Origin of the sequence: Salegentibacter flavus (assembly GCF_900115145.1) — a bacterium.
Lineage (GTDB): Bacteria > Bacteroidota > Bacteroidia > Flavobacteriales > Flavobacteriaceae > Salegentibacter > Salegentibacter flavus.
Window position 1 is genome coordinate 316,749 of the sequence record NZ_FOVL01000001.1, and the last position, 26,258, is coordinate 343,006.

At 40.5% G+C, this 26,258-nt stretch carries 19 protein-coding genes; 13 read left to right on the plus strand and 6 right to left on the minus strand.

Annotated features, from left to right (window positions below; genetic code table 11):
• The first annotated feature begins 1 nt into the window (after nucleotide 1).
• Together ftsA and ftsZ are read left to right on the plus strand one after the other, a co-directional pair.
• A complete protein-coding gene (gene ftsA, locus BM266_RS01575; RefSeq protein WP_093405001.1) occupies nucleotides 2-1,360 on the plus strand; it encodes a cell division protein FtsA in 1,359 nt (452 codons plus the stop codon).
• A 27-nt stretch (nucleotides 1,361-1,387) separates the two neighbouring features.
• On the plus strand, nucleotides 1,388-3,340 hold the full coding sequence (ftsZ, locus tag BM266_RS01580) for a cell division protein FtsZ (RefSeq protein ID WP_093405002.1): 1,953 nt from the start codon (nucleotides 1,388-1,390) through the stop codon (nucleotides 3,338-3,340).
• Between the two features lie 69 nt (nucleotides 3,341-3,409).
• Here ftsZ and BM266_RS01585 read toward each other — a convergent pair whose 3' ends face one another.
• The 5 genes from BM266_RS01585 to dacB form a co-directional block, all read right to left on the minus strand.
• On the minus strand, nucleotides 3,410-3,610 hold the full coding sequence (locus tag BM266_RS01585) for a hypothetical protein (protein ID WP_093405005.1): 201 nt from the start codon (nucleotides 3,608-3,610) through the stop codon (nucleotides 3,410-3,412).
• 149 nt (nucleotides 3,611-3,759) lie between these two features.
• Nucleotides 3,760-4,317 (minus strand): hypothetical protein, encoded by a 558-nt coding sequence (locus tag BM266_RS01590; protein WP_093405008.1) that lies wholly within the window; start codon nucleotides 4,315-4,317, stop codon nucleotides 3,760-3,762.
• A gap of 16 nt (nucleotides 4,318-4,333) precedes the next feature.
• Nucleotides 4,334-5,869: a helicase HerA-like domain-containing protein gene (locus BM266_RS01595; protein WP_093405011.1), complete on the minus strand. Its 1,536-nt coding sequence runs from the start codon at nucleotides 5,867-5,869 to the stop codon at nucleotides 4,334-4,336.
• A 43-nt stretch (nucleotides 5,870-5,912) separates the two neighbouring features.
• A complete protein-coding gene (locus BM266_RS01600; RefSeq protein ID WP_093405013.1) occupies nucleotides 5,913-6,968 on the minus strand; it encodes a S66 peptidase family protein in 1,056 nt (351 codons plus the stop codon).
• 155 nt (nucleotides 6,969-7,123) lie between these two features.
• Entirely contained in the window at nucleotides 7,124-8,422 is a 1,299-nt protein-coding gene (gene dacB, locus BM266_RS01605) for a D-alanyl-D-alanine carboxypeptidase/D-alanyl-D-alanine endopeptidase (protein ID WP_093405015.1), read from the minus strand.
• 186 nt (nucleotides 8,423-8,608) lie between these two features.
• Here dacB and BM266_RS01610 point away from each other — a divergent pair, with 186 nt between their 5' ends.
• The 6 genes from BM266_RS01610 to BM266_RS01630 all read left to right on the plus strand — a co-directional run bounded on the left by BM266_RS01610 (nucleotide 8,609) and on the right by BM266_RS01630 (nucleotide 16,090).
• On the plus strand, nucleotides 8,609-10,804 hold the full coding sequence (locus BM266_RS01610; protein ID WP_245760358.1) for a SusC/RagA family TonB-linked outer membrane protein: 2,196 nt from the start codon (nucleotides 8,609-8,611) through the stop codon (nucleotides 10,802-10,804).
• Between the two features lie 2 nt (nucleotides 10,805-10,806).
• The gene (locus BM266_RS17295; RefSeq protein WP_245760359.1) at nucleotides 10,807-11,787 is read left to right on the plus strand and encodes a SusC/RagA family TonB-linked outer membrane protein; all 981 of its coding nucleotides are present in this window, start codon (nucleotides 10,807-10,809) and stop codon (nucleotides 11,785-11,787) included.
• 11 nt (nucleotides 11,788-11,798) lie between these two features.
• Nucleotides 11,799-13,190: a SusD/RagB family nutrient-binding outer membrane lipoprotein gene (locus BM266_RS01615; protein WP_093405018.1), complete on the plus strand. Its 1,392-nt coding sequence runs from the start codon at nucleotides 11,799-11,801 to the stop codon at nucleotides 13,188-13,190.
• Nucleotides 13,191-13,253: 63 nt separating this feature from the next.
• On the plus strand, nucleotides 13,254-13,937 hold the full coding sequence (locus BM266_RS01620; protein ID WP_093405020.1) for an N-acetylmuramoyl-L-alanine amidase: 684 nt from the start codon (nucleotides 13,254-13,256) through the stop codon (nucleotides 13,935-13,937).
• Nucleotides 13,934-15,388, plus strand: a complete 1,455-nt coding sequence (locus BM266_RS01625; protein ID WP_093405023.1) for a M14 family metallopeptidase — start codon at nucleotides 13,934-13,936, stop codon at nucleotides 15,386-15,388. Before BM266_RS01620 ends, BM266_RS01625 begins: the two co-directional genes overlap by 4 nt.
• Before the next feature lie 69 nt (nucleotides 15,389-15,457).
• The gene (locus tag BM266_RS01630; protein WP_093405025.1) at nucleotides 15,458-16,090 is read left to right on the plus strand and encodes a 7-carboxy-7-deazaguanine synthase QueE; all 633 of its coding nucleotides are present in this window, start codon (nucleotides 15,458-15,460) and stop codon (nucleotides 16,088-16,090) included.
• Nucleotides 16,091-16,137: 47 nt separating this feature from the next.
• On the opposite strand, the gene BM266_RS01635 is transcribed toward BM266_RS01630, so the two are convergent.
• Nucleotides 16,138-16,707, minus strand: a complete 570-nt coding sequence (locus BM266_RS01635) for a DUF2911 domain-containing protein (RefSeq protein ID WP_093405028.1) — start codon at nucleotides 16,705-16,707, stop codon at nucleotides 16,138-16,140.
• A 264-nt stretch (nucleotides 16,708-16,971) separates the two neighbouring features.
• On the opposite strand from BM266_RS01635, the gene asnB reads away from it, so the two are divergent.
• The 5 genes from asnB (at nucleotide 16,972) to secDF (ending at nucleotide 26,004) form a co-directional block, all read left to right on the plus strand.
• A complete protein-coding gene (gene asnB / locus BM266_RS01640; protein ID WP_093405030.1) occupies nucleotides 16,972-18,594 on the plus strand; it encodes an asparagine synthase B in 1,623 nt (540 codons plus the stop codon).
• Between the two features lie 179 nt (nucleotides 18,595-18,773).
• Entirely contained in the window at nucleotides 18,774-20,711 is a 1,938-nt protein-coding gene (gyrB, locus tag BM266_RS01645; RefSeq protein ID WP_093405032.1) for a DNA topoisomerase (ATP-hydrolyzing) subunit B, read from the plus strand.
• A gap of 143 nt (nucleotides 20,712-20,854) precedes the next feature.
• Nucleotides 20,855-21,823, plus strand: a complete 969-nt coding sequence (locus tag BM266_RS01650) for a DUF6588 family protein (RefSeq protein ID WP_245760360.1) — start codon at nucleotides 20,855-20,857, stop codon at nucleotides 21,821-21,823.
• Nucleotides 21,824-21,915: 92 nt separating this feature from the next.
• Nucleotides 21,916-22,842, plus strand: coding sequence for a malate dehydrogenase (gene mdh / locus BM266_RS01655; protein WP_093405037.1), 927 nt, complete (start codon nucleotides 21,916-21,918; stop codon nucleotides 22,840-22,842).
• Between the two features lie 165 nt (nucleotides 22,843-23,007).
• Nucleotides 23,008-26,004, plus strand: a complete 2,997-nt coding sequence (gene secDF / locus BM266_RS01660; RefSeq protein ID WP_093405040.1) for a protein translocase subunit SecDF — start codon at nucleotides 23,008-23,010, stop codon at nucleotides 26,002-26,004.
• The last annotated feature ends 254 nt before the right edge of the window (nucleotides 26,005-26,258 follow it).

The following is a 26,258-nucleotide window of genomic DNA, read 5'->3' on the forward strand; positions in this document are numbered from 1 at the left end:
TATGGAACAAAGCGACATTGCAGTAGGATTGGATATAGGGACCACGAAGATCGTGGCTATGATAGGTCGTAAAAATGAATACGGCAAAGTGGAGATCGTGGGGATTGGTAAATCCAAGAGCCTTGGCGTTCATCGCGGAGTGGTTAATAACATCACGCAAACCATTCAGTCTATTCAACAGGCTATTCAGGAAGCTGAAGCTGATTCGGGACTTAAGATCAAAGATGTAGTGGTAGGTATAGCCGGGCAACATATCCGTAGCCTGCAACACAGCGATTACATAACCCGCCCAAATCCTGATGAGGTTATTGATGCCGATGATATCCATACCCTTTGCAACCAGGTACATAAACTTGTGATGCTTCCGGGAGAAGAGATCATACACGTTTTGCCTCAGGAATACAAAGTTGATGGGCAGGCAGAAATCAAAGAACCAATTGGAATGTATGGCGGTAGGTTGGAAGCTAATTTTCACGTTGTCGTTGGTCAGGTTTCTTCCATCAGGAATATTGGTCGTTGCGTGAAAAGTGCAGGTCTTGAGCTTTCGGCAGTGACCCTGGAGCCTTTGGCTTCGGCGAATGCCGTATTGAGCCAGGAAGAAAAGGAGGCCGGAGTGGCCCTAATCGACATAGGAGGAGGAACTACCGATCTTGCCATTTTTAAAGATGGAATCATTCGCCATACTGCGGTAATACCTTTTGGTGGAAATGTAATCACAGAAGATATCAAAGAAGGTTGTTCGATCATAGAAAAGCAGGCGGAACTGCTGAAGATAAAATTCGGCTCGGCCTGGCCGGGGGAAAATAAGGATAATGAAATAGTTTCCATTCCTGGTTTACGTGGAAGGGAGCCCAAAGAGATTACCCTAAAAAACCTTTCCAAGATTATTCACGCAAGGGTTGTAGAGATCATAGAGCAGGTATACCTGGAGATAAAGAACTATGGGCACGAAGAACAAAAGAAAAAATTAATTGCCGGGATGGTGCTTACCGGTGGAGGAGCGCAACTTAAGCATATAAAGCAACTCGCCGAGTATATTACCGGAATGGATACCAGAATAGGTTATCCTAACGAGCATCTTGCCGGAACAAATGATTCTGAAACCACAAGTCCTGTATATGCCACAGCGGTTGGATTAGTGATGAATAGTTTGGAGCACGGTGCCAAAAAGTTTCAGGAGGAAGCCGTGCTTAAAAGCAAGGAACAACGAGAAGAAGAGCTTAAGGAAAGCTTTGATGACGATATTGAAAATAAAGAAGACCTGAAACCCGATCCACATGCCCCGGGAAAACATACCCGCAAGAGTATTTTTGACAAGTGGGCAGAGAAGTTTAAAGATTTTTTAGATAACGCAGAGTAAAAAGAGAGAACCAGTAAAACAGAATTTATGAGCAGTACAGAATTCGGAAACATAGCATTCGATTTACCAAAGAATCAATCGAACGTCATAAAAGTTATTGGTGTAGGCGGCGGCGGAAGCAACGCCATAAATCACATGTTCCAGCTGGGAATAAAAGGAGTAGATTTCGTTATCTGCAACACCGATTCCCAGGCCCTGGAAAACAGTCCGGTTCCTAACAAGATCCAGTTGGGTGTAAGCCTTACTGAAGGTCTTGGAGCGGGAGCAAATCCAGAAATTGGTCAGCAGGCAGCCGTAGAGAGTTTTGAGGAGATCAAGCAAATGCTTGATACCAATACCAAGATGGTATTTATTACCGCCGGGATGGGTGGTGGTACCGGTACAGGTGCGGCCCCTGTGATCGCAAAACAGGCCAAAGAGATGGATATCCTAACCGTGGGTATCGTAACCATTCCTTTTCAGTTTGAAGGGAAAATGAGGAACGAACAGGCGCAGCTTGGAGTGGAAAGACTCCGCAGCCATGTAGATTCCCTAATTGTAATCAATAATAATAAACTTAGAGAGGTCTATGGAAACCTTGGGTTTAAAGCTGGTTTCTCTAAGGCCGATGAAGTTCTTGCTACTGCTTCCAGAGGAATAGCCGAAGTAATTACACATCACTATACTCAAAACATTGACCTTAGAGATGCCAAAACAGTACTGAGTAACAGTGGAACCGCGATTATGGGATCGGCGCAGGCTACAGGTGCCAACAGGGCACAGGACGCGATAAGCAAAGCCCTAGACTCTCCGTTGTTAAACGATAACAAAATTACAGGTGCCCAAAACGTACTACTGCTAATCGTTTCGGGATCTGAAGAGATTACTATTGATGAAATTGGTGAAATTAACGATCACATCCAGGCCGAGGCCGGGCATAGCGCCAATATTATTATGGGTGTGGGAGAAGACGAAGCCTTAGATGAAGCCATTTCGGTAACTATTATCGCTACGGGGTTTAATGTAGAACAACAAAATGAGATCGTTAATACTGAAGCTAAAAAAATAATTCATACTCTGGAGGACGACCAAAGAGCCGAGCAGGATCTTAATCCTAAAAGAACAGGTGGTCTTTCTTCGGTAAATACGCCTAAAAATGAAGAACAGGCTCCAAATCCAAAGATTGTGCATACTCTGGATGACAGCCTGGAAGATGTAGACGAGGTTGGTAATATAAAGACAAAGGAAGATGAACTGCTGAAAACTCCGCAGTCAGCCAGGAATCTGGAGGTGAGCTATGATGAGGTGAACCCCGACGATTTTATCATCAACGAAACTTCAGATGAAGTAAATAACCTGGGTGCAAATGAAGCTGAAGAGGAAAAATCTGATAGTGAGGAACAGATAATGTTCACTTTCGATTTTCCGCTGAATAACCAGCAGGAAAAGGAGTCCAAAAAAGAAACTTCTACCGAAAGTCCTTCAGCTAAAAAACATGACCTCTTCGAAAGCTCCAGAGAGATAGAGGTTAATGAGCCAGTGGAAATCGTTCCTGTGACCGAAAGTTCAGCGCGTGGGGTTAAGCGATACAGCCTTGATGACTATATGGAACTGGAGCGTTCTCTCGAGGGTTCTAAGGTTTCCAAAAAGGAGGAACCAAAAGATGAGACCATCGCTTTTGAAAAGAAAACTGTGGCTCCTAAGCCGGAAACAGAGAAAAAAGATAATGAAGATCCCTTCAATAATCCAATTTCTGAAGTTTTAATTGAACGCGCAGCCGAGAGAAGAGCTAAAATGAAGGAGTTTAATTATAAATTCAGAAGCAATGCAGCGCAGGTCGATGAATTCGAGAAACAACCCGCTTATAAAAGACAAGGTGTGGACCTTGATGAAAACAGGCCGGGTGAAGAAAAGTTATCCCGTACCAGCCTTGGTAAGGATGAAAATGACCAACTGCATTTCAGAAGAAATAACTCTTTTCTTCACGATAATGTGGACTAATCTTTTTAATTACTGCTCATAAAAAAGGTGCCTAAATGGGCACCTTTTTTGTTTTTCAGGATTTGAAGTTTAACGTTTTTCCGCTTCAATATCTTCGGTATCTTTTCGTCTTTTAATCAGGGAAATCCCTGCCAAAAAGAATATGAATCCAATTATTGTTAAGGCCCAGGGATTCAGCATTAAAGCAAAACTTCCAAATACCCCCAGAATTCCCATAACCAGTGCGATTGCACCGCCAACAGTCATAATGATTCCTAAGATTTTAATCATAACATAGTGTTTTGGTTAGAGTATAAAGTTACTCAAAGATTTTACACAGGGAGTATGATTAACATTTCTTAAAGATTGACAATTAGTGGGTTTTCCATTTTTTTATCTCCATTATAGGTTTCTTGAATTGGTTGAAGGAATAAACTATTTCAATCCCAATGGATCATAAAGTATTTAATTTTTGCATCGTCCGGTATTTGAGAGGTCTGAATCCTGGAATCGGTGTCATAGCGCAAATTTGAAGGAAGTTCCTTTTTGTCTATAGTGATATAGGCATTTATCTCGTCCAGGAATACTACCGCTGCATTAAGCGTGTTTTCTATTCTTGAGATGTTGTAATTTTCTACAATATCTTTAAAAGTGCTTTCGGTATTAATGCCCGCTTTGGTTTCATACTGGGGGTCCAGTATCCGTATATATCCAATAGTGCTTATTGAATCAAATTCCTGGAGGGGTTCCAAAACAAGAAGTGGTTTTCCTCCCTTTTCAAAAATCTTGATCTCATCGGTGGAACGCAATTGCCGTTCTCCGCTGGTTTGGGTTACAATGGAATCATTAGGGAAAACAGAGTCCAGTTTGTTTATTCTGAGTTCTTTCTTAATCGGTCCCACTTGCGTAGCAGTAATCAGGAAAGGATTGTCTTCATCTTTTTGACAGGAAATAAAACTAATCGCTATAACTAAAATTAATAGGAACTTACTTTTCATATGGGTTTATTGATTTTTATTTTAAGAGTTTATTGAGAATACCTAAAGCACCCCTAATAAAGGTTGCACTGGTTAACACTTTGATTATGGCTCCTTCGGTTTTATTTTTACTGCGTGTGCCCCGATGACTTCCCGCGGCTTCCTTTTGGCGTTTTAATTCTTCTTCTTTTGCTTTTTCCTTTGCTTTATCTGCCTCGGCTTCGTCTATTTTTTTATTCAGAAGTTCGTAAGCACTTTCCCGGTCTATCTCTTCATTGTACTTTTTTCTTAAAGAGGAAGAAAATATTTTTTCTTCTAATTCTGATTGGCTCAGCACATCCATTCTGCTCATAGGTGCTCTAAGCATGATTGCAGCCAGGGGAGAAGGTCTTCCCTTTTCATCAAGGGCCGAAACCAAAGCCTCCCCAATTCCTAACGAGGTTAATTCTGTTTTGGTATCATAATAATCTGAAAGTGGATAATTTTCGGCCGTTAATTTTATCGCTTTTCGGTCTTTGGCAGTGAAAGCCCTGAGCGCATGCTGAATTTTCAAGCCCAGCTGTCCTAATACTTCTGAAGGTACATCGGTGGGATTCTGGGTTACAAAATAAAGACCAACCCCTTTGGATCGGATAAGTTTTACGATGCTTTCAATTTGATCTAAAAGGGCATCTGAAGCATTTTTGAAAATTAGATGGGCCTCATCTATAAAAAGCACGAGTTTGGGTTTGTCGCTATCTCCTTCTTCAGGAAAGGTGGTGTAAATTTCTGCCAGCAGACTCAACATAAAGGTTGAAAATAAAGCAGGCTTATCCTGAATGTCGGTAAGTCGCATTACATTTACGTAACCGTGGCCATTGCTGTCCTTTCTACAAAGGTCATGAACATCAAATGAGCGTTCTCCAAAGAATCGCTCAGCTCCTTGTTGTTCCAGGGCTACTATTTTTCTTAGGATAGCTCCGGTAGATGCACTGGAAATGCGCCCATATTCTTTTTCAAATTCTTCTCTCCCACCATCTGTAGCATACTGGATAATTTTTTTCAGGTCTTTTAAATCTAATAGCGGGAGATGGTGATCATCACAATATTTAAAAATTATCGCGAGAATACCCGCCTGTGTAGAGGTGACGTCCAGAATCCTGGAAAGTAATACCGGGCCGAATTCACTTACCGTAGCCCTTAATCTTACTCCATCTTGTTCAGAAATGGTTAAAAACTCAACGGGAGAGCTGCTGGCTTCAAAAGGGAAGCCTAATTTTTGATGTCTTTCATCAAGAAATTCGCCGCCTGCAGATTTTTCGGCGATCCCACTCAGGTCGCCCTTAACGTCCATTAATAAGACTGGAACACCTTTTTTTGAAAGATTTTCAGCCAGGATTTGCAGGGTTTTAGACTTTCCTGTTCCTGTGGCCCCAGCGATCAAGCCATGCCGGTTCATCGTCTTAAGCGGAATCTTTACAGCGGCATCGGCATAGGTTTTTCCCTCAAACATCGCCGCTCCCAGGTGAATAAAATCACCCTTAGGTTGGTAACCCTCCTGAATATGTTGAATAAAATCTTCTGATTTTTCCAAGCTGAAGTTTTTTATAAATGTATAAAAATTGTTTTGCAGTTAACTATTCAACGCCCGGAGTAATCAACTCAAATGTTCCTTTTTCGGCATCCATTCTGGCCGTGATTCCATTTGGTATGGTAACGTTATCGTCTATATGACCAATCATAGCTCCGGAAAATGCAGGAATGCCAAGGGGTTTAATATAGTGGTCTATGACTTCTTCAAGGGTGAGGGAACCATAACCACTTCCCCCGGGCTTACAACTGCTGCATTTTCCGAAGATAAATCCGCTAATTTTATCGAGCACACCTCCTAAATAGAGTTGAGACATCATTCTGTCTACGGCATAAATCTGCTCGCCCACGTCTTCCAGATAAAGGATCTTTCCTTCCCAGTTTTCAGGAAAATATTCCGATCCCATAATTCCTGTCATTACCGAGAGATTTCCGCCGAGTAATTGCCCTGTTGCCTGTCCCGGAGTAATCGTCCTGATCCTGTTCTTGGTTTGGGTAAGTTGATCTCCTTTGTCTTCCGGGTTTTCATAAAGAACAGCCTCTTTTTCAAAAAGCAATTTTCTAAGGTGATCGCTGCTAAAGGAATTCCAAACAGATACTGCTACCGGTCCGTGGTATGTTACCAATCCGGTTTTTTGAAAAATCGCAAGATGAAGGGCCGTGATATCGCTGTACCCTATAAAGATCTTTGGATTTGTGGCAATAGCTTCATAGTCCAGTTTGTCAAGAATTCTGGCTGCTCCCGAACCGCCTCTAAGGGCGATTATTGCATTTACTTCAGGGTCCCGAAACATTTCATTGAGCTCTTCGGCGCGTTCTTCGTCGCTTCCGGCCAGATGGCCATAACGGTTTTTCAGGTGACTTCCGAATTTCACATTGAGTCCCAGTGCTTCAAAAGATTCTTTGGCAATCTCAAAAGGTTCAGTCTCAAAAATTGCGCTGGCGGGGCTAACAATTCCAATGGTTTGCCCGGTCTCCAAAGCTTTTGGGATTAATAATTCAGAGGTTTTTCTTCCGGAGAATTCAATTTTATCTGAAAAAGAACTCAGAGGGAAAGCCAGGCTTCCCAGCCCTATATTTTGTACAAAGGTTCTTCTTTTCATTTTTTATAATTTATATCCCAATTTGGGAATTAGGCACAGAATTATAATCATGTTCCTGTATGCTGCCATTTTCGGGTCCGGCAGCAAGCCGGTTTCATTCCTTAAAATTTCTATAAACCGAAATTAGCTATTTTTATTTACTTCCCTTTTATTTTTTAGTAATTGTCCCTAATCTGTAGAAGTATCTGTTCCATAGCATCCTTAAGTTCAGAAGTAGGTACGGTATAATTGCTGTTCATAAAACTAAAGACCAGCAATTTGCCTTTTTTGGTAAGCAGGTAGCCACTAAGGCTATGGTTGTGGCGCAAGGTGCCGGTTTTGGCAAAAATGTAAGGTTCTTCAGCTTTATAGAAATTTCTTAGAGTACCGGATTGGCCGCCTGTGGCCAGTAAGGAAAGCAATCTATCCTCCGGCACTTCTTCTTTTATTTTAAGGAGTAAGCTTATCATAGTGCGCGGGGTAAATAGATTGTATCGCGATAAGCCCGAACCATCTACCCAATAAGGCTCGTCAGTAAGGTTTTTTAGAAAAGTTTCTTTCATATGTTTGATGGCGATATCGCTTTTTAGCGTGTCACTTATCTGTTGAGCTGCCATCAACAGAATTTGTTCGGCGATGAAATTATCGCTCGTTTCCATCATCCTTTTATACATACTATCTACAGGAATACTATAAAGCTTTTCTGTAAACTTCATTTCAGATGATTTCTTTATGAAAACGGGCTTTTTAAGCGTATCACTTAAAAGAGCAGCCGCCATTTCTGTTGAATAATGGAAGGGCACATTCTGGCTGAAATTGATTTCTCTTTTTGAATTCTGAATTAAAAACGTATTGCTGCGAATTTCTCTTCTTACCCTTGATCTTTTAGTCTCTGAGATAACAATTGAATCTGAGAATATCGTCGGACTGATCTCTGGTTTTTCCTCACTTGATTTAAAAGTGAACTCCACCAGGTTGCCATAAATAGGAAAAGGAGTTCTTTCCGCAGAATAATAGGAATTGAAGTCATCCCATGCCCAGCCCGGACCCTGGTGTTTTTCGGTGTAAACCGGAGGAACCATCACCAGGGTTTCATTTCGTTCATTTAAAAACGGAATGACCTGTGAATCCGGAAGATTAGGGTTTAAAAGCGAAGGGTCTCCTGTACCGGTAAAGAAAAGACTGTCGTTTTTGATGGTATATTTAAGGGCAGGGACAGAATCCCCCAGGATTTTTAATCCCGTATAAAGACTGAATAATTTTGTGTTTGATGCCGGAGTAAAATATTTCCTTCCGTTGTGGTTATATAGTATTTTTTTCTCTTCCGGATCATAAACCATAAATCCCGCAAAACCTTGTTTAAAAGCAGGTGCTTCCCTGAAGCTATTATCGATATTTTTTGTCGTTCTCTTTGAAACCGAGCAGGAGCCAAGGAATATAATTAATCCGAAGATTATTAAAGGGTGGATATTCATCTTTTGAGAATTTTGGAGTTTTAATGAATTGTGACTTGGGTTAAGCTTTTTATAGATTTTGTTTTTTCGAATATAGCTTATCTAAAATATTAGTAAAACCTTGTTTATTAGGTAAGGTAAAGCCGCAGAGTAGACGCAATTTATATATATTTAAGGATTATTAGCAAAAATATAACACTACAAGGAATGAGAAACAAACTTACACTAATAGCTTTATTAGCTATTTTTCAGATTTCCAGTATTTTCGCTCAGGAGCGTACCGTTTCTGGGACAGTGACCATTGCCAGTGATGGTATGCCACTGCCGGGCGTGAATGTACTGGTGAAAGGAACCAATCAGGGAACTGTGACCGATATGGACGGGGAATATTCCATTGATGTTACCCCTGATGCTGTTTTGGTATTTTCCTCGCTTGGTTTTGAGCGTCGGGAAATAGCTGTGAACAATCAAACCACTATTAATGTGGAAATGGTGGAAGATTTGGAGAGTTTAGGAGAGGTAGTAGTTACCGCTCTCGGTATTTCCAGAGAAAAGAAATCCTTAGGATATGCTACCCAGGAGGTAGATGGTGAGGATATGAATTTAACCAATGAACAGAATGTTCTAGGTTCCCTTGCCGGTAGGGTTGCCGGTGTTCAGGTTACCGGTTCCTCAGGAGCCAGTATGGGAGGAACCCAAAAGATAAAAATTCGTGGTGTGAACTCCATAAGCGGGGGAGACCAACCTTTAATGGTAGTTGATGGAACTCCAATTTCCAATGCTAACTTCTCCGGCAGTTCCGGAGCAGATTTTGGAAACTTAGGCCAGGATGTTAATCCAAGTGATATTGAATCTGTAAATGTCCTGAAAGGACCTGCAGCTTCTGCTCTTTACGGAATACGCGGACAATACGGGGTAATTATGATTACCACTAAGAAGGGTAAAAAGGGTGTTGAAGATGTTCAGGTACAAATAAATTCATCTTTTTCAATTGAAAGAGCGGGTAACTTTTTGCCTAAACAAAATATGTACGGGGCTGGATCAAGTCAGTCTTTCTCAACCCTTCCGAATGGTGATCCATATGTAGCCATAAGTGTAGATGAAAGTTGGGGGCCAAAAATGGATGGTACGCCCGTAAGGCAAGTCTTTAGTTTTTATCCTCAGGATCCTACTTACGGTCAGTTAACACCATTTGTTCCACATCCTGATAATATAGAGGATTATTATGAAACAGGTTATAACCTGAATAATGGCGTAACCGTTTCTGGTGGAAACGAGAACACCACTTTTAGATTAAGTCTCAATGACACTCGTATAGAAGGGGTTGAACCTAATACCTATTTAAATAGAAATAATTTAGGTTTGAGTGCTGCTCTGGATCTTTCAGATGAGATCACGCTTTCAACTAATATTAACTATGCAAGGAATGATGCCAGAAGACCAGGACAGGGTTCTGAGTACGGTGTCGCTTACTTTAACCAGTGGTTTCAGAGAAATCTTGATATGAACCGTTTAAAGGACTATAAATATGCCGATGGTACATTTCTTCACTGGAACCTGCGCAATCCAAGTTCCACAACAGGAGAAATAACCAATTTTAATCCTTTATACTGGAACAACCCCTATTTTGATGCATATGAAAATACTTCGGAAGATACCCGGGACAGGTTCTTTGGGGATGTCGCGCTGAAATATCAAATCACACCGGAAATTGAAATATCCGGAGCAATAAGATCAGATATGTATACTCAAAATATTGAAGGCAGAACAGCCTTTGGGGGAAAGAGTATACCCGGTTACTCTGTAGGAAAGTATCAGAATAAGGAATTCAACTATGAATTGATTGCTCAGTATAATAAAAAGTTTGAGGAATTCTCTGTTAATGGAACTATTGGAGGGAATATTTATAATCGTAATTACACCTATTTATCTCAAGCTACAGTTGGTGGTTTATCTGCGCCAGGTTTCTACAATATTGATGCATCAATTGACAGGCCTTCGACTACTTCCTATAAGCTGGAGAAACAGATTAGAAGTGCCTTTGGGATGATTTATTTAGGTTATTTGGACACTTATTTTGTAGATGCTTCTATTAGAAACGATAATTCTTCGGCCTTACCAGAAGACAACAATTCTTATTGGTATCCATCTATTTCCGGAAGTATGATTTTTAGTGAACTCATAGAATCTGACTTTCTAACTTTTGGAAAGTTAAGAGCCAGTTATGCTCAGGCGGGGTCAGATCTTAGTCCATATCAAACCACCCCGGCTTACGGCGTTGGTACCGTTTATGGAAATATAAACACCTTATATGTGCCTGATAATCTGAACAACCCTGATATAGAACCTTCTTTCGCTCACTCCTATGAAGCAGGGGTTGATCTTAGGTTTCTCAATAATTAGGTTTGGATTTCACCTATTATTTACAAAAAAATAAAAATCAGATCATTAATCTTGATGTATCAGGAGCAAGTGGTTATAGTTCAAGTACTATTAATGCAGGTCTTATCCAGAACCAGGGTATAGAAATAACTTTAACTGGACAACCCATTAAAACCGATGATTTTGTATGGGATGCTGTTTTTAATATTAACAGAAACCAAAGTGAGGTGGTTGAATTAGCACCGGGAATTGATGTTTATACCTATGGGTCTACCACTTATTCCAGCGTTTCGAGTTACCTGAATTCTTATGAAGGGGAACCTTTTGGAAGTCTTATAGGGCAAGCTTACCAGAGAGACGATGCTACCGGGGAAGTTCTGTTAGATCAAAATAATATGCCTTTGTATACCGATGCCACCCATAATTTTGGTTCGGTACTTCCGGATTTTACCGGAGGTTTCCAGAATACCTTCCGCTACAAGAACTTTAACCTTGCAGCAATGATCGATTTTCAAGGGGGAGGACAATTCTTTAGCCGCTCAAAAATGCTAGGGGTTAGAACAGGGCAAGACCCTTTAACAGTAGCTACTAACGACAGAGGAATGAATGTAAGAGATCCACTTGAAGAAGGTGGTGGAGTAAAAGTTACTGGTATTTCTGCCGAAACCGGCCAGCCCGTAGAAGCTTATGTAGATGCCAGATCTTATTACAGAAATGTTGTGGGGAGAAGAATCTATGAAGAATGGCTGTATGATGCTTCCTATATTAAACTACGGGAGCTTAGACTTGGATATACCTTTGGGGAAAATTTAATGAGTAATCTTCCTTTTGACACGGTTAATTTGGCTCTTATAGCGCGAAATCCTGCAATGATTTGGCAGGAGGCTCCAGATGGTATAGACCCTTCTGAAATATCTACCGGTAGCCAGTCAATTAGCTGGTATGAATCAGGACAGCTGGCAACGGTAAGATCTTATGGGATTAATCTAAACATCACATTTTAAAAATTATCGCGATGAAAAAAACATATATAATATTATTTCTGTCTACTTTCATTCTGGGAAGTTGCAGTGACTTTGATGAAGACATCAATATAAATCCGAACCTGCCTAACCAGGCTTCCGGGACTCAATTGATTGCTAACGCCCAACTTTATTTGCCTGGGCTTGCTTCCTCTCCTAAAGGAGAATTTATGGCGCAGTATCTGGCAGAGACCCAGTACGTGGGAACCTCCTTATATCCTCAGGAAAGCACAAGTTTCTATGGATATTATCAGGGACCCCTGGAAAACCTCCAAACGGTTCTGGATTCAGATGATCTTAGCGGGTCAGATGGTCCCGTTGCGAACCAGGTAGCCGTAGCGAAGATTCTTAGAGCGTATTTTTACTGGAATTTAACCGACCGGTGGGGAGATATACCTTATTCTGATGCCTTGATGGGATCTGAAAATTTCACTCCTAAATACGATACTCAGGAATTTATCTATAATGACCTCTTCAGTGAACTAAAAGAAGCTAATGATATGATGGTTTCCGGAAGCATAAACAATGATATCGTGTATGATGGAGATATGTCTAAATGGAAAAAGCTAGGGAATACCATTCGGCTCTTTATGGCTCTAAGACTTTCAGAAGTGGATGAGGATACTGCGCGGGATGAATTTAATGCAGCCTTAGATGCAGGAGTTTTCACCTCGAATGCTGATAATCTTGTGTTCCAGCATTTAGCTGATGCAAACAATCAAAATTACTGGTACAGCCAGGTTGTAGCCAGCAATCGTGAATGGTGGGCTTTGACCGAGAATCTTGTTGAAGAAATGAAACCGGTTAATGACCCTCGGCTTGAGGTTTATGGAGATCCTGCGAGAGCAACAGGAGAATATGTAGGACTTAGATTTGGTGAAGAAGAGAACATAGGAACTGAAGACTATTCACTTCTTGGATCTCAAATTTTCGCCCAGGATGCTCCAGTATATCTGGTTACTTATGCACAAGTTCTGTTTGCAAAAGCCGAAGCTGCATCGCGAAATTGGACCACCGAAGGAGATGCCGGCACCTTTTATGAAGAAGCCATTGAAGCTTCTATTGAACAATGGACCGGAAGCTCAGATGGTGTAGGTGATCTTCTTGATCAACCTGAAATTGCTTTTGACCCCGATAATGCCATTGAGAAAATTTCCAACCAGCGTTGGGTGCATTTATATATGTTCGGTTATGAAGCATGGTCAGAATGGAGAAGAACAGGTTTCCCTAATGACCTAGTTGAGCCAAATGGTGCTGCAGTTCCAAACCGTTTAAGTTATCCAGATAACGAGGTTTTTAATAATGAAGCTAATTATGAAGAGGCTGTACAACGTCAGTTTGGTGGAGAAGATAGCATCTATGGTAACGTATGGTGGGATGAATAAAATTAAATTTCATTAATTTAGAAGGGCTGCTTTTTTGGCGGCCCTTTTTTAATTTTAAAAGATATGAAAAAACTTGTTTTAATCTCATTGGTGATTCTTTTTACTTCTTGCGGTCCATCCAGGGAAGTGGCTTATTTTATTATTGATAAGCCTATAAATTTCAACGAGGAGCGCCGGGAGCTGAGTTTAGATTATATGGAAGAGCGTTATGATCTACGTAAGAAAACCCCGAAGATAACCCCCAAAATGATCGTTTTGCACTGGACAGCTATACCAACACTTGAAGCTTCATTCAAAGCTTTCGATCCTGTGAAATTACCAGGGGCCAGAGCCGATATCCAGAAGGCGGGCGCCTTGAATGTTTCTGCGCATTTTCTCGTGCATCGCAATGGCGAAATTTACAGGCTGATGCCGGAAAAACTCATGGCCAGACATGTTATTGGTCTCAACCATGTAGCTATTGGTATTGAAAATGTTGGTGGCACCGAGGAAGCTCCTTTAACCCAGGCGCAGGTCGATGCCAATATCTGGTTGGTGAATTACCTCGCAAACAAGTACAATATCGATTATCTCATAGGACATTATGAATACACTAACTTTGAAAACCATCCGCTTTGGAAAGAAAAAGACAGCGGTTATCGCACCCAAAAAACCGATCCGGGGGTAGACTTCATGAACGCGGTTAGACGTGCGACGAAAAATTTTAATTTTAAACCCGTTCCCAAGCCTAAATCCACAGTTAAATGAAAAACTTTTCAACTTTATCGATCTTCTTTCTTTTTATAACTTTTGGACTCTCGGCTCAACAGGATAATTTTTATAAAAAGCTTTATGCGAAATATCCCGATTATAAAGAAGAGAGCATCAATCAAAGAAGATTTACTCACGAGCTGGTTATAGACCTGATCAAAAAACTGGAAAGTAACTCAGAGTTCAGGATTAATAAAGTTGGGGAATCTATCGAGGGCAGAATTTTAAATCTTTTGAGTATTGGAACCGGTGAGACCGATGTGTTGCTATGGTCCCAAATGCATGGAGATGAATCTACTGCCACTATGGCTCTTTTTGATATTTTTAATTTCCTGAATGCTGATGATTTTAAAGTTGAAAAGGAAGCACTTTTGAAAGAAGTTACTTTACATTTTCTCCCTATGCTGAATCCTGATGGCGCCGAAAAATTTCAAAGACGAAATGCATTAGGTGTAGATGTTAACCGGGATGCTTTAAGATTACAATCCCCCGAAAGTAAAACCCTAAAAAAAGTTAGAGATAGCCTTGATGCCGATTTTGGATTCAATCTTCACGACCAGAGTCGCTATTACAATGCAGAAGGCACCGAAAAACCTGCTACGATTTCATTTTTGGCGCCGGCTTACGATTATGAGAAATCCATTAATAAGGTTCGAGGGAACGCTATGAAACTCATTGTCCTAATGAATGGCGTTTTACAGAACTATGCACCCGGGCAGGTTGGTAGATACAACGATGATTTTGAACCCCGGGCCTTTGGCGATAATATTCAGAAATGGGGCACCAGTACTATTTTAATTGAGAGCGGGGGTTACCCTGATGATCCTGAAAAACAGGAAATAAGAAAATTGAATTTTGTAGCCATTCTTGCTGCAGTTTTCGCTATTGCAGATGAAGATTATAAAACGGTGGATATAGCGGAATATGAAAATATTCCGCAGAATGATTCCAAACTCTATGACCTGAAATTAACAGAGGTTACCTATGAATTACTGGGGAATGAATATATCCTGGATCTCGGGATTAACCACAGTGAAGTTCCAGGCGACACGCCCCAGAAATATTCCTATCGTGCTTATGTAGCAGACCGGGGAGATCTTTCTACGAATTATGCCTACAACAGCAAAGACCTTTTAGGTTATAAGCTGATTTCAGGAAAAGTATATCCAGAGATCTTACCCGATGTGGAGGCTGTAGGAAAACTGGATTTTGAGGAGCTAATGGAACAGGCTTATGCCTATATCCCGGTTGAGAATTTACCGGAAAAAGAAAATTTTACCGATTATCCTGTAAACCTTGTTTCTCCGGATTTTAAAGTTTCAGAGGATATTTCTCATTCCTTTTTTCTCGAGAAAGATGGGGAGACTGAATACGCGGTGATAAATGGATTCCTGGTTAAAATAGGCGAAGAGCCTTCCGCAGTAAAAAACGCCTTAATCCTCAAATAAAAACCAGCAATAAATAATCCTGGCCTAAAGCGGAGAGGAAAAAAAGGATAATCCGTATCTTTGCGCGCTATGATTACAGAAGATACAAGAAGGCTGGTTGATGAAGGAATTATGCTTCCGTTAATGGAAGAGTTCTATACCATACAGGGAGAGGGATTCCATAAAGGGACTGCCGCTTATTTTATTAGGATAGGGGGCTGCGATGTTGGATGCCACTGGTGTGACGTGAAGGAAAGTTGGGATGCAGGCCTGCATCCGCCAACTCATATTGGTAAAATTATTGAAAATGCTACCGCTTATAGTGATACTGTTGTGGTGACAGGTGGGGAACCCCTGACCTGGGATATGACCCAACTCACTCAGGGTTTAAAAAATAAAGGCAGTAAAATTCATATTGAAACTTCAGGAGCATATAAGTTATCCGGCCAGTGGGACTGGATCTGTCTTTCTCCGAAGAAGAAAAAACTTCCAACTGATGAAATCTATCCTTTGGCCAATGAACTTAAGATGATCATCTTTAATAAACACGATTTTAAATTTGCTGAAGAACAGGCAGCAAAGGTTAGTGAAGATTGCATCCTCTACCTCCAGCCCGAATGGAGCAAAAGAGATAAAATGATGCCGCTAATCGTGGATTATGTAATGAAAAATCCAAAGTGGAAAGTGTCACTTCAAACCCATAAATATCTCAATATCCCATAAAATAAAAAAACGCCCGATCTGAGCGTTTTTGATCAATGGATAACTTATTAGTTTATATTTTTAAAAGGCACTTTAACGTATTTGTCGTCCCAGCCAATTAAAAGATTAGTTCCACTGTCGTCACTGGCACTCTCAAAAGTCATAGACAAGTTTTCTATGTTAGTAGAAGACTCTCTTACAGGCACCGTTATTCTTACTATATCTTCCTCATCGGTATATTCGTAAGCACCCCAGGTGTGGGTTTTTTGATTAAGAATTATTGTCCACTCCTTTTCCTTCGGAATAGAATATAGAGTGTATGTTCCTGCTTCTACCACAGCATCGCCCACTTTCATGTCTTTATAAAGAGTTAGCTCGGTAGCTTCATTTGCTCCCGTTCTCCAAACTTGTCCGTACGGCACTAATTTACCAAAGACAACCCGGTTGCGTTTCCTGGGCCTGCTGTAAAGTACCCTGGCGATTACATCATTATTGCTGTCGCGGTAGATGATAAGGTCCATTGGACTGGCGTCCATTTTTGGAAAATTGGGGGAGGTAGTGTCTCTCTCCTGTGCTTTTAGCTGTGGAATTCCCATTAAAAAAATAATTCCTAAAGCTGCGATAAAAATTTTCTTCATAGTGTTGTTGATTAATTTTTCTTTTAAATATAAGAGATATTGTAATAAATACAGAAGAGATCTGTAAAAAACATCAATAATTATCAGGCAGATACCTTGCCAGATTTACATAACTAAACTTTTTGAGAGAAATTTTACCTGTAAAGCTTTTAAAATTATGCATATAATGTTTTTTATATTTACAGTTAGTAGCAAAATGTAATTTTTTGTTTTTAAACTGGAAGCTTCAACGCATATTTGTCTTGAAATATTAAAGCAATTATTATGTGTGGAATTTTAGCAGTAATCGGAGAGCGATTAAGTAAAGAGAAAGTGAGTGGGATCTCCAGGAGAATGTCTCATCGCGGACCGGATGAAAGTGGACTGCAAATTACAGAAGAAGGATACTTGTTGAGTCATGAAAGACTTTCTATTGTGGATTTGCAAACAGGGCAACAACCAATTAAAGGTACCAGTAAAGCCTGGATGATCCATAATGGTGAAATTTATAACCACCAGTCACTGCGGGAGAATGAGCTGAAAAGCCACCAATTCAGAACAACAGGAGATTCTGAAGTAATAGTTCATATGTATGAAGAGTACGGTTATGATTTTGTAGATAAATTAGATGGAGTTTTTGCATTTGTTGTTGTAGACGGGAAGGATTTTATAGCAGCCCGTGATCCAATTGGGGTAAAACCCTTATACTACGGCACCGATGAGGATGGTGCGATCTGGTTTGCCAGTGAAATGAAAGCGCTTGCTGATCAATGTACCAATTTTGCTGCCTTTCCTCCGGGGCACTACTATACCCCAAAAACGGGATTTGTAGAATATTATAAACCCGATTGGTACGATTATACCAAAGCAGATAAAGATCTCGACCTTACAAAACTTAGAGAAAGCCTTATTGAGGCAACGAAAAAACGGCTTATGGCCGATGTGCCTCTTGGGGTATTGTTGAGCGGCGGGCTGGACTCTTCGCTTACCTCTTCTATAGCAGCAAGGTTGATGAAAGACAGCGGACAAAAGCTGCATTCTTTTTCAATAGGATTGGATGAAAGCGCTCCCGATTTGGTAGCCGCCCGGAAAGTGGCAAAATTCCTGAAGACTGAACATCACGAAATCTATTTTTCGGTAGAAGAGGGAATTGAAATCCTGAAAAAACTGGTGTGGCACCTCGAAACCTATGATGTAACATCCATTAGGGCGAGTACACCAATGTATTTCCTTTCAAAAGCAATAAAAGAGAAAGGAGTAAAAGTGGTTCTTTCAGGAGAAGGAGCCGATGAGATCTTTGGAGGCTATCTCTATTTCAAAAATGCACCCTCTTCCGATGAATTTCAGAAAGAAACAATTCGAAGAGTACAAAGATTGGCCACTGCCGATTGCTTAAGAGCCGATAAATCTACGATGGCTCATGGATTGGAAGCCAGGGTTCCTTTTTTAGATAAGGCCTTCTTAAAGGTCGCTATGGAAACCCAGGCAAAATATAAAATGCCAAACACCTATGATGGGGTGGAGAAATATATCGTTAGAAAAGCTTTTGATACTCCCGAAGAGCCCTTTTTGCCTGAAGAAGTGCTTTGGAGGCAAAAGGAGCAGTTTAGTGACGGGGTTGGATACAGTTGGATAGATGAGCTTATCGCGTATGCTTCAGCTCGTGTGAGTGATCGGGAAATGGCTGAGGCAGTCGATAAATATCCCCATAATACTCCGGCTACCAAAGAGGCCTATTTTTATCGGGAAATTTTTGCTTCACATTTTCCGCAGGAGAGCGCAGCCAAAACTGTAAAAAGATGGGTTCCAAAATGGCAGGAAGACCTGGACCCAAGTGGCCGGGCAAACACCTCTCATGTTGCATCAACAGCTAAAAAAGAACTTGAGGAATTAGCCAAAGCCTCATAAATTAAGCCTGTGTTTTGAAAGACCCGTAGTGCGAGGTATAAAATTACCTGCCCTACGGGCTTTTTTTGCACAAATTGTTAATAACTTAAAGGCTTAAAATCAGGCTTCCGCTAGCAGAAAATAAGGGTTTTGTTATATTTGTTCGTTATATAAAACAGACGAATTTAATTAAAGAATATATGAGCGAAGAACCCAAGAAACAATATTCGGCTGATAGTATCCAGGCGCTTGAAGGAATGGAGCATGTGCGCATGCGACCTTCGATGTATATTGGAGATACCGGGGTAAGAGGATTGCATCATTTGGTGTATGAGGTGGTAGATAACTCCATAGATGAAGCTATGGCGGGCCACTGTGATACCATTAAAGTTACAATTAATGAAGATGGTTCGGTAACTACCGAGGATAACGGTCGGGGTATTCCTATTGATCTTCACAAAAAAGAGGGGGTTTCTGCTCTTGAGGTGGTAATGACCAAGATTGGAGCCGGAGGTAAATTCGATAAGGATTCTTATAAGGTTTCCGGAGGTTTGCACGGGGTAGGTGTAAGTTGTGTGAACGCACTTTCTTCTTCTTTGAAAGCCACAGTTTATCGTGATGGAAAGATCTGGGAACAGGAATATGAGCTTGGGAAGCCTTTGTATCCCGTAAAACCAGTTGGAGAATCGGACAAGAATGGAACTATAATAACATTTAAACCGGATTCTTCAATATTTCAGCAAAGTGTAGATTACAGTTATGAGACTTTATCAAGTAGAATGCGCGAGCTGGCCTATTTGAATAAGGGAATCCAGATCACGTTAACCGATAAACGGGAGATCAACAAAGATGGAGAATTTCTCTCTGAAAGATTTTATTCTGAAGAAGGATTAAAAGAATTTATAAAATTTCTTGATGGTAATCGGGATCCTATAATCAGCGATGTGATCGCGATTGAAGGTGAAAAGAATGATATACCTGTTGAGGTGGCGATGGTTTATAACACTTCGTTCAATGAGAATTTACATTCTTACGTAAACAATATCAATACTCACGAAGGAGGAACGCATTTATCTGGATTTAGACGAGGTTTAACCACTACGCTTAAGAAATATGCCGATGCCTCGGGAATGCTGGATAAACTGAAATTTGAGATTACCGGAGATGATTTCCGTGAGGGATTAACCGCTATTATTTCAGTAAAAGTTGCCGAGCCTCAATTTGAGGGGCAAACCAAGACCAAACTTGGAAACAGGGAAGTAACATCAGCGGTTTCTCAGGCAGTTTCAGAAATGCTTGAAAATTATTTGGAGGAAAATCCTAATGATGCGAAGATCATTGTTCAAAAGGTGATTCTCGCTGCTCAAGCCAGAAACGCGGCTAAAAAAGCCCGTGATATGGTGCAGCGTAAAACCGCAATGAGCATTGGTGGTTTGCCTGGGAAATTATCAGACTGCTCAGAGCAGGATCCTACTCAGAGTGAAGTATTCCTCGTTGAGGGAGATTCGGCGGGTGGAACTGCCAAGCAGGGTAGAGACCGGAGATTCCAGGCTATTCTTCCGCTAAGAGGTAAAATTCTGAATGTTGAAAAAGCCATGACTCATCGGGTATTTGAAAACGAAGAAATCAAGAATATCTATACTGCACTTGGTGTAACCATTGGTACCGAAGAGGACAGTAAGGCCTTGAATATCGATAAATTAAGATATCATAAAGTTGTGATTATGTGTGATGCCGATGTTGATGGTAGTCACATTGAAACTTTGATTCTAACTTTCTTCTTTAGATATATGAAGGAACTAATAGAAGGAGGTAATATATACATCGCAACTCCACCTTTATACCTTGTGAAGAAGGGAAGCAAGAAGCGTTATGCCTGGAGTGAGGAAGAGCGTGATGAAATTGCCGAAAGCTATAGTGGCGGCGTGCAAATTCAGCGATATAAAGGTCTTGGGGAAATGAATGCAGAACAACTTTGGGATACCACTATGGATCCTGAAAAACGTAAACTGCGTCAGGTTAATATTGATAACAGTAGTGAGGCAGATAGGATTTTCTCTATGCTAATGGGAGATGAGGTTCCGCCGAGACGTGAGTTTATCGAGAAGAACGCTAAATATGCAAATATAGACGCTTAAGTTTATAAGCTATAAAAAGAAAACCCGTGCCTGTCATGGGTTTTCTTGTTTTAAGATTTTTTGTTTGGTTTTTTTCCCCGGTTATTAAATATGCTGCAAAAGTATTTTTGCTATTTTTACTCCATTAACTAAACCTGAATCTTGTGAAAATTCTAACCAGAACAATTTGCACCCTACTCTTATTTATTTCTTCAAATTTTATAATCGCTCAAAATGATGTAGATGCCGTAGTGGGTGATTTACTTCATATTGCTGATGAATTTGCCAGTCCGGCTGCATCCGGGGCAGCCTACCAGGCTAGTGCTGGATGGTTCACCTCTGCGCAAAGTCTGGCTCCCTGGAAATTTGAAGTTTCAGTGCATGCGAATGGTCTCATTGTACCTTCAAGTAAAAAGAGTAGTACTATTTCCAATAATGAATTTAGTTTACTTAATATAAAGGGAGCGTCTAACGCCAAAGTTCCAACCGCCTTTGGAGAAACTACCGATGTCTATTATGAGGGTACCGTAATGGGGAATTCTTTCGAGTTTCAGGCCTTGGAAGGTGTGGATAAAGGACTTATTCCGCATCCGTTTGTGCAGGTAACTATGGGCTTGCCCTATGAATCTGAATTTACAGTTAGAGCCCTGCCTGAGATGACCATAGACGATGTGAATTTCAGTACATATGGGGCTGGGATCAAACATAATTTTAGTCAGTATTTTATGTTTAATGAGCCTGAAGATCTTCAGGTCTCTGCACTTATTACCTATAGTAAGTTTGATGTGAAATATGCGTTTGATCCTGTGAACATCCCTCAAGTTGCAGTTCTCGATCTAATTGATGTAAACGGTGATCTCTGGCTTTTTGAAGCCCTGGCCTCAAAACGCTACGAAAATTTTGAGATCTTCGGTGCCCTGGGGGCAACAAATTCCAACTTTGCTTACGCGATGGATGGCAGTGGGCCGTTTTTAGGAAATATAAATACAGCTCTGGAAACCCTGGGAGAAAATGAACTTCAGTTTAAAGGAGACATAGGTTTTAATTTATACTTCAATAAATTTAAAGTAAGCACGATGGTAACTGCAGGAAGCTTTTTTAATATGAATCTCGGCCTGCATTTCAGGATTTAAGGCCTTGGTTTTTACTTCTTTCTATTAGTAAAGCTTTCCCTTATTTCGTATTTTCGCTAGGAACTAATATTAATTGATATAAAATATATAATATGAAAGTTACAATAGTTGGAGCTGGTGCTGTTGGTGCCAGTTGTGCAGAATATGTAGCCATTAAGGATTTTGCATCTGAAGTAGTGCTGCTGGATATTAAAGAAGGCTTTGCTGAAGGAAAAGCGATGGACCTTATGCAAACTGCGACTCTAAACGGGTTTGATACCAAAATTACCGGGACTACCGGTGATTATTCTAAAACTGCTGACAGTGATGTTGCTGTAATTACCAGTGGAATCCCACGTAAACCTGGAATGACCAGAGAAGAATTGATAGGGATTAATGCAGGGATCGTAAAAGAAGTTGCTACAAACCTTATTAAGCATTCTCCTGATGTTATTCTTATTGTGGTTAGTAACCCAATGGATACCATGACATATTTGGTGCATAAGACCACAAACCTTCCGAAAAACAGAATAATAGGTATGGGTGGAGCCTTAGATAGCGCCCGTTTCAAGTTTAGATTAAGCGAAGCTTTAGAATGCCCGCCATCAGATGTTGATGGGATGGTGATTGGTGGTCACAGTGACACTGGGATGGTACCGCTTACGCGACTGGCAACCAGAAATTCTGTTCCGGTAACGGCATTTATATCAGAAGATCGTCTAAATCAGGTTTCTGAAGATACTAAAGTTGGAGGAGCCACGCTAACCAAATTATTGGGGACTTCTGCCTGGTATGCTCCGGGAGCAGCTGTCTCAGCTCTTGTTCAGGCAATTGCCTGCGATCAGAAAAAAATGTTTCCATGTTCAGCAATGCTGGAAGGGGAGTACGGGCTTAATGACATTTGTATAGGTGTACCGGCTATATTGGGTAAAGATGGTCTTGAAAAGATCGTTGAACTCGAACTTAGCGATGCTGAAAGTGCTAAAATGAAAGAAAGCGCAGAAGGTGTAAAAAAGACCAATACTTTGCTAGACGTATAAATACTCAAAAGTTTAAATGATTTCTTAAAAAAGGCCGCAGTTTCTGGGGTCTTTTTTGGGTTTAAAAGTTAAATTATTCCAAATAAAAATATTGGGATTTGATTTTTGAAACCCTATATTTGTCCGTTTTTAAAATCGACCTAATTAATTATAATTTAAGGAATAATGCAGAACAAAGGACTGATTAAGGTTTTTGCAATTTTATTTGGACTGGTATGTATTTACCAGCTTTCATTTACATTTATCACAAATAGAGTTGAAAATGAAGCTGAAGAATTTGCCATTCAAAAAATTGGTGAAGATGTAGATAATTATTCAGTTTTAAGAGATGCTGAAGAGAAACGTTATCTGGACTCAATTGGAGGAGATGATATTATAGCCGGCATAACTTATAATGATGCAAAAGATAAAGAGCTTAATAAAGGTTTAGACCTTAAAGGCGGAATAAACGTAATTCTTCAGATTTCGGTAAGAGATATTCTTCATGGTCTTGCCAATAATACTGCCGATCCTGCTTTTAACCGTGCTTTAGATGAAGCCGATGCAGCACAAAAAGATAGTCAGGACGATTATATAGATCTTTTCTTTGAGGCTTTCAATGATATTCCTGATGCCAGGCTGGCTTCTCCCGATGCATTCTTTAATAAATCTCTTAGTGATGAGATTAATTCTGAAATGTCTAATGATGAAGTAGAAGGTATTATAAGAAGAAAGGTAGACGAGTCTATTACTTCGGCCTTTGAGGTACTTCGTAAGCGTATCGATAAGTTTGGTGTAACACAACCAAATATCCAGCGTTTGGGGAATTCAGGAAGAATACTTGTAGAACTTCCCGGAGCCAAAGATATCAGCAGGGTTCAAAATCTACTTCAAAGTACAGCACAGTTAGAGTTCTGGCACGTATATAAAAGCAATGAATTTGGAAATTTCCTCGCAGAAGCTAATAATCGTTTGATCGAATTAGTTGGAGATAAAGAGGAGGCACGGGCCGAAACCGATACTACATCTACGGAAGATAGCGATATAGATGAACTTCTTGCTGAAGCTGAAGATGATACTTCAGACGTTGCAACCGGGAATAATCCATTATTTGATCTTATTAAATCCCCGGGCTCTCAAGGTGGGCCGGTTTTAGCTTATTTCTCTACCAGGGATACAGCTAAGGCTATGGAATATCTTAACAAATCGCAGGTAAGATCACTTCTGCCTGCAGACCAGCGTTACGCTAAATTTGTGTGGGGAATTCCTGAAGGCGACGCAGATCTTGTAGGTCTGTATGCTTTAAAGGGGAACAGAAATATGACTCCGCCTTTAAGCGGAGATGTGATCACCGATGCTAACCAAACATTTGACCAGGTTGGCAGGATAGCGGTGTCTATGCAAATGGATGGCAGGGGAGCAAAGATCTGGGAAGAAATGACCGGTTATGCTTCCAACAATCAAAGCCAGATCGCTATTGTACTTGATAATATTGTGTATTCTGCTCCCGGAGTTTCCAGTGGACCTATTTCAGGAGGAAGAAGTGAGATTACAGGAGACTTTACTATTACGGAAGGACAGGATTTAGCTAATGTACTTCGAGCAGGTAAACTTCCTGCTTCAGCAGATATTATCCAGAGTGAGATCGTAGGGCCAAGTTTAGGACAGGAGGCTATCGATAGTGGGATTATGTCATTTGCCATAGCTCTTGTCTTTGTACTTCTTTGGATGATATTCTATTATGGGAAAGCCGGTATTTATGCCGACATAGCTCTTGCAGTGAACATCCTATTCATCTTCGGAATTTTAGCCGGACTTGGTGCCGTTCTTACTTTACCTGGTATTGCCGGTATTGTTTTGACCATTGGTATTTCGGTAGATGCGAACGTACTTATCTTTGAAAGGATTAGAGAAGAACTCGCAAAAGGTAAAATGCAGAAGGATGCTATTAAAGATGGTTTCAACAATGCACTTTCTTCTATTTTAGATGCGAACATTACCACAGGTCTTACAGGTTTTATTCTTTTGATTCTTGGAACCGGACCTATTAAAGGTTTTGCTACTACCTTATTAATTGGTATTGCAACCTCTTTATTTACTGCAATATTTATTACCCGTCTGTTTATAGATGGTTATGCAAAAAGCGGAAAAGAACTTCCTTTCTCTACTTCAGCGACAAAAAACCTTTTCAGAAATGTGAAGGTAGATTGGCTAGGGAAGAGAAAACTTGCTTATGTGATCTCAGGAATAATGATCATAATAAGCTTAGGTTCACTACTTGTTCAGGGATTAAATCTGGGAGTTGACTTTGTGGGAGGTAGAACTTACACTGTTCGTTTTGACCAGGATGTTTCTCCTACTGATGTTCAGGATGACCTGATAGCTGTTTTTGGAAGTGCAGAGGCTAAAACTTTTGGGCCAAACAATCAGCTAAAAATCACAACCAATTATCGTGTTGATGATGATGGATCTGAAGTAGATGAGGAGATTGCCAGAACAATGTATGGGGCGCTCCAGGAATATCTTCCTGCCGACCTTACTTTTGAGCAATTTCGTGCCGGTGGAACTGACCGTAGCCTTGGGATTATGCAATCTATGAAGGTTGGTCCAACCATTGCCGATGATATTAAAAATGATTCCTTCTGGGCTATTTTAGGATCCCTGGTTGTTATTTTCCTTTATATCTTATTGAGGTTTAGAAAATGGCAGTTCAGTATAGGATCGGTAGCTGCTGTAGCTCACGATGTTATTATAGTATTGGGTGTTTTCTCTTTGCTTTACAAGGTGATGCCTTTTAGTATGGAGGTCAACCAGGCTTTTATCGCTGCAATCCTAACCGTGATTGGTTACTCGCTTAACGATACCGTGGTTGTGTTTGACAGAATCCGGGAGTATGTTAATGAGCACACCTCATGGAATCTTGACAGGACTATTAACAGTGCTTTGGATAGTACGATAAGTCGTACGCTGAACACCTCGCTTACCACCTTAATAGTATTGTTGGCTATCTTCATATTTGGAGGGGAAGGCATTCGAGGCTTTATGTTTGCCTTGATAGTAGGGGTAATTGTAGGTACTTATTCATCACTCTTTATAGCGACGCCGGTTATGTTTGATAGCGTCACCGATAAGGCTAAAATTCAGAAGAAGAAACTTGAAGAAGAGACTGAAACTACAGTTTAAGTAAAGTTTAATGCTTATAAAAAAAGGCTTTCCGCATTTGGAAAGCCTTTTTTATTCTAGGAGGTTAAATACCCCGAGGCTTGCCTCGTTAGTGAATGTTGTAAAGTTTGAAATCGTGTTCAATTGTAAAGCTCGGTAGGCTTTCCCCGGAGAAATTTACTCCCTTGTTTTAGTTTTACACAAGGAAACTATAATTGGAAATTCCGCCTTGTTATGATAAGAGTTTAAAGTTTTAGGTTACTCATTTTTATCTA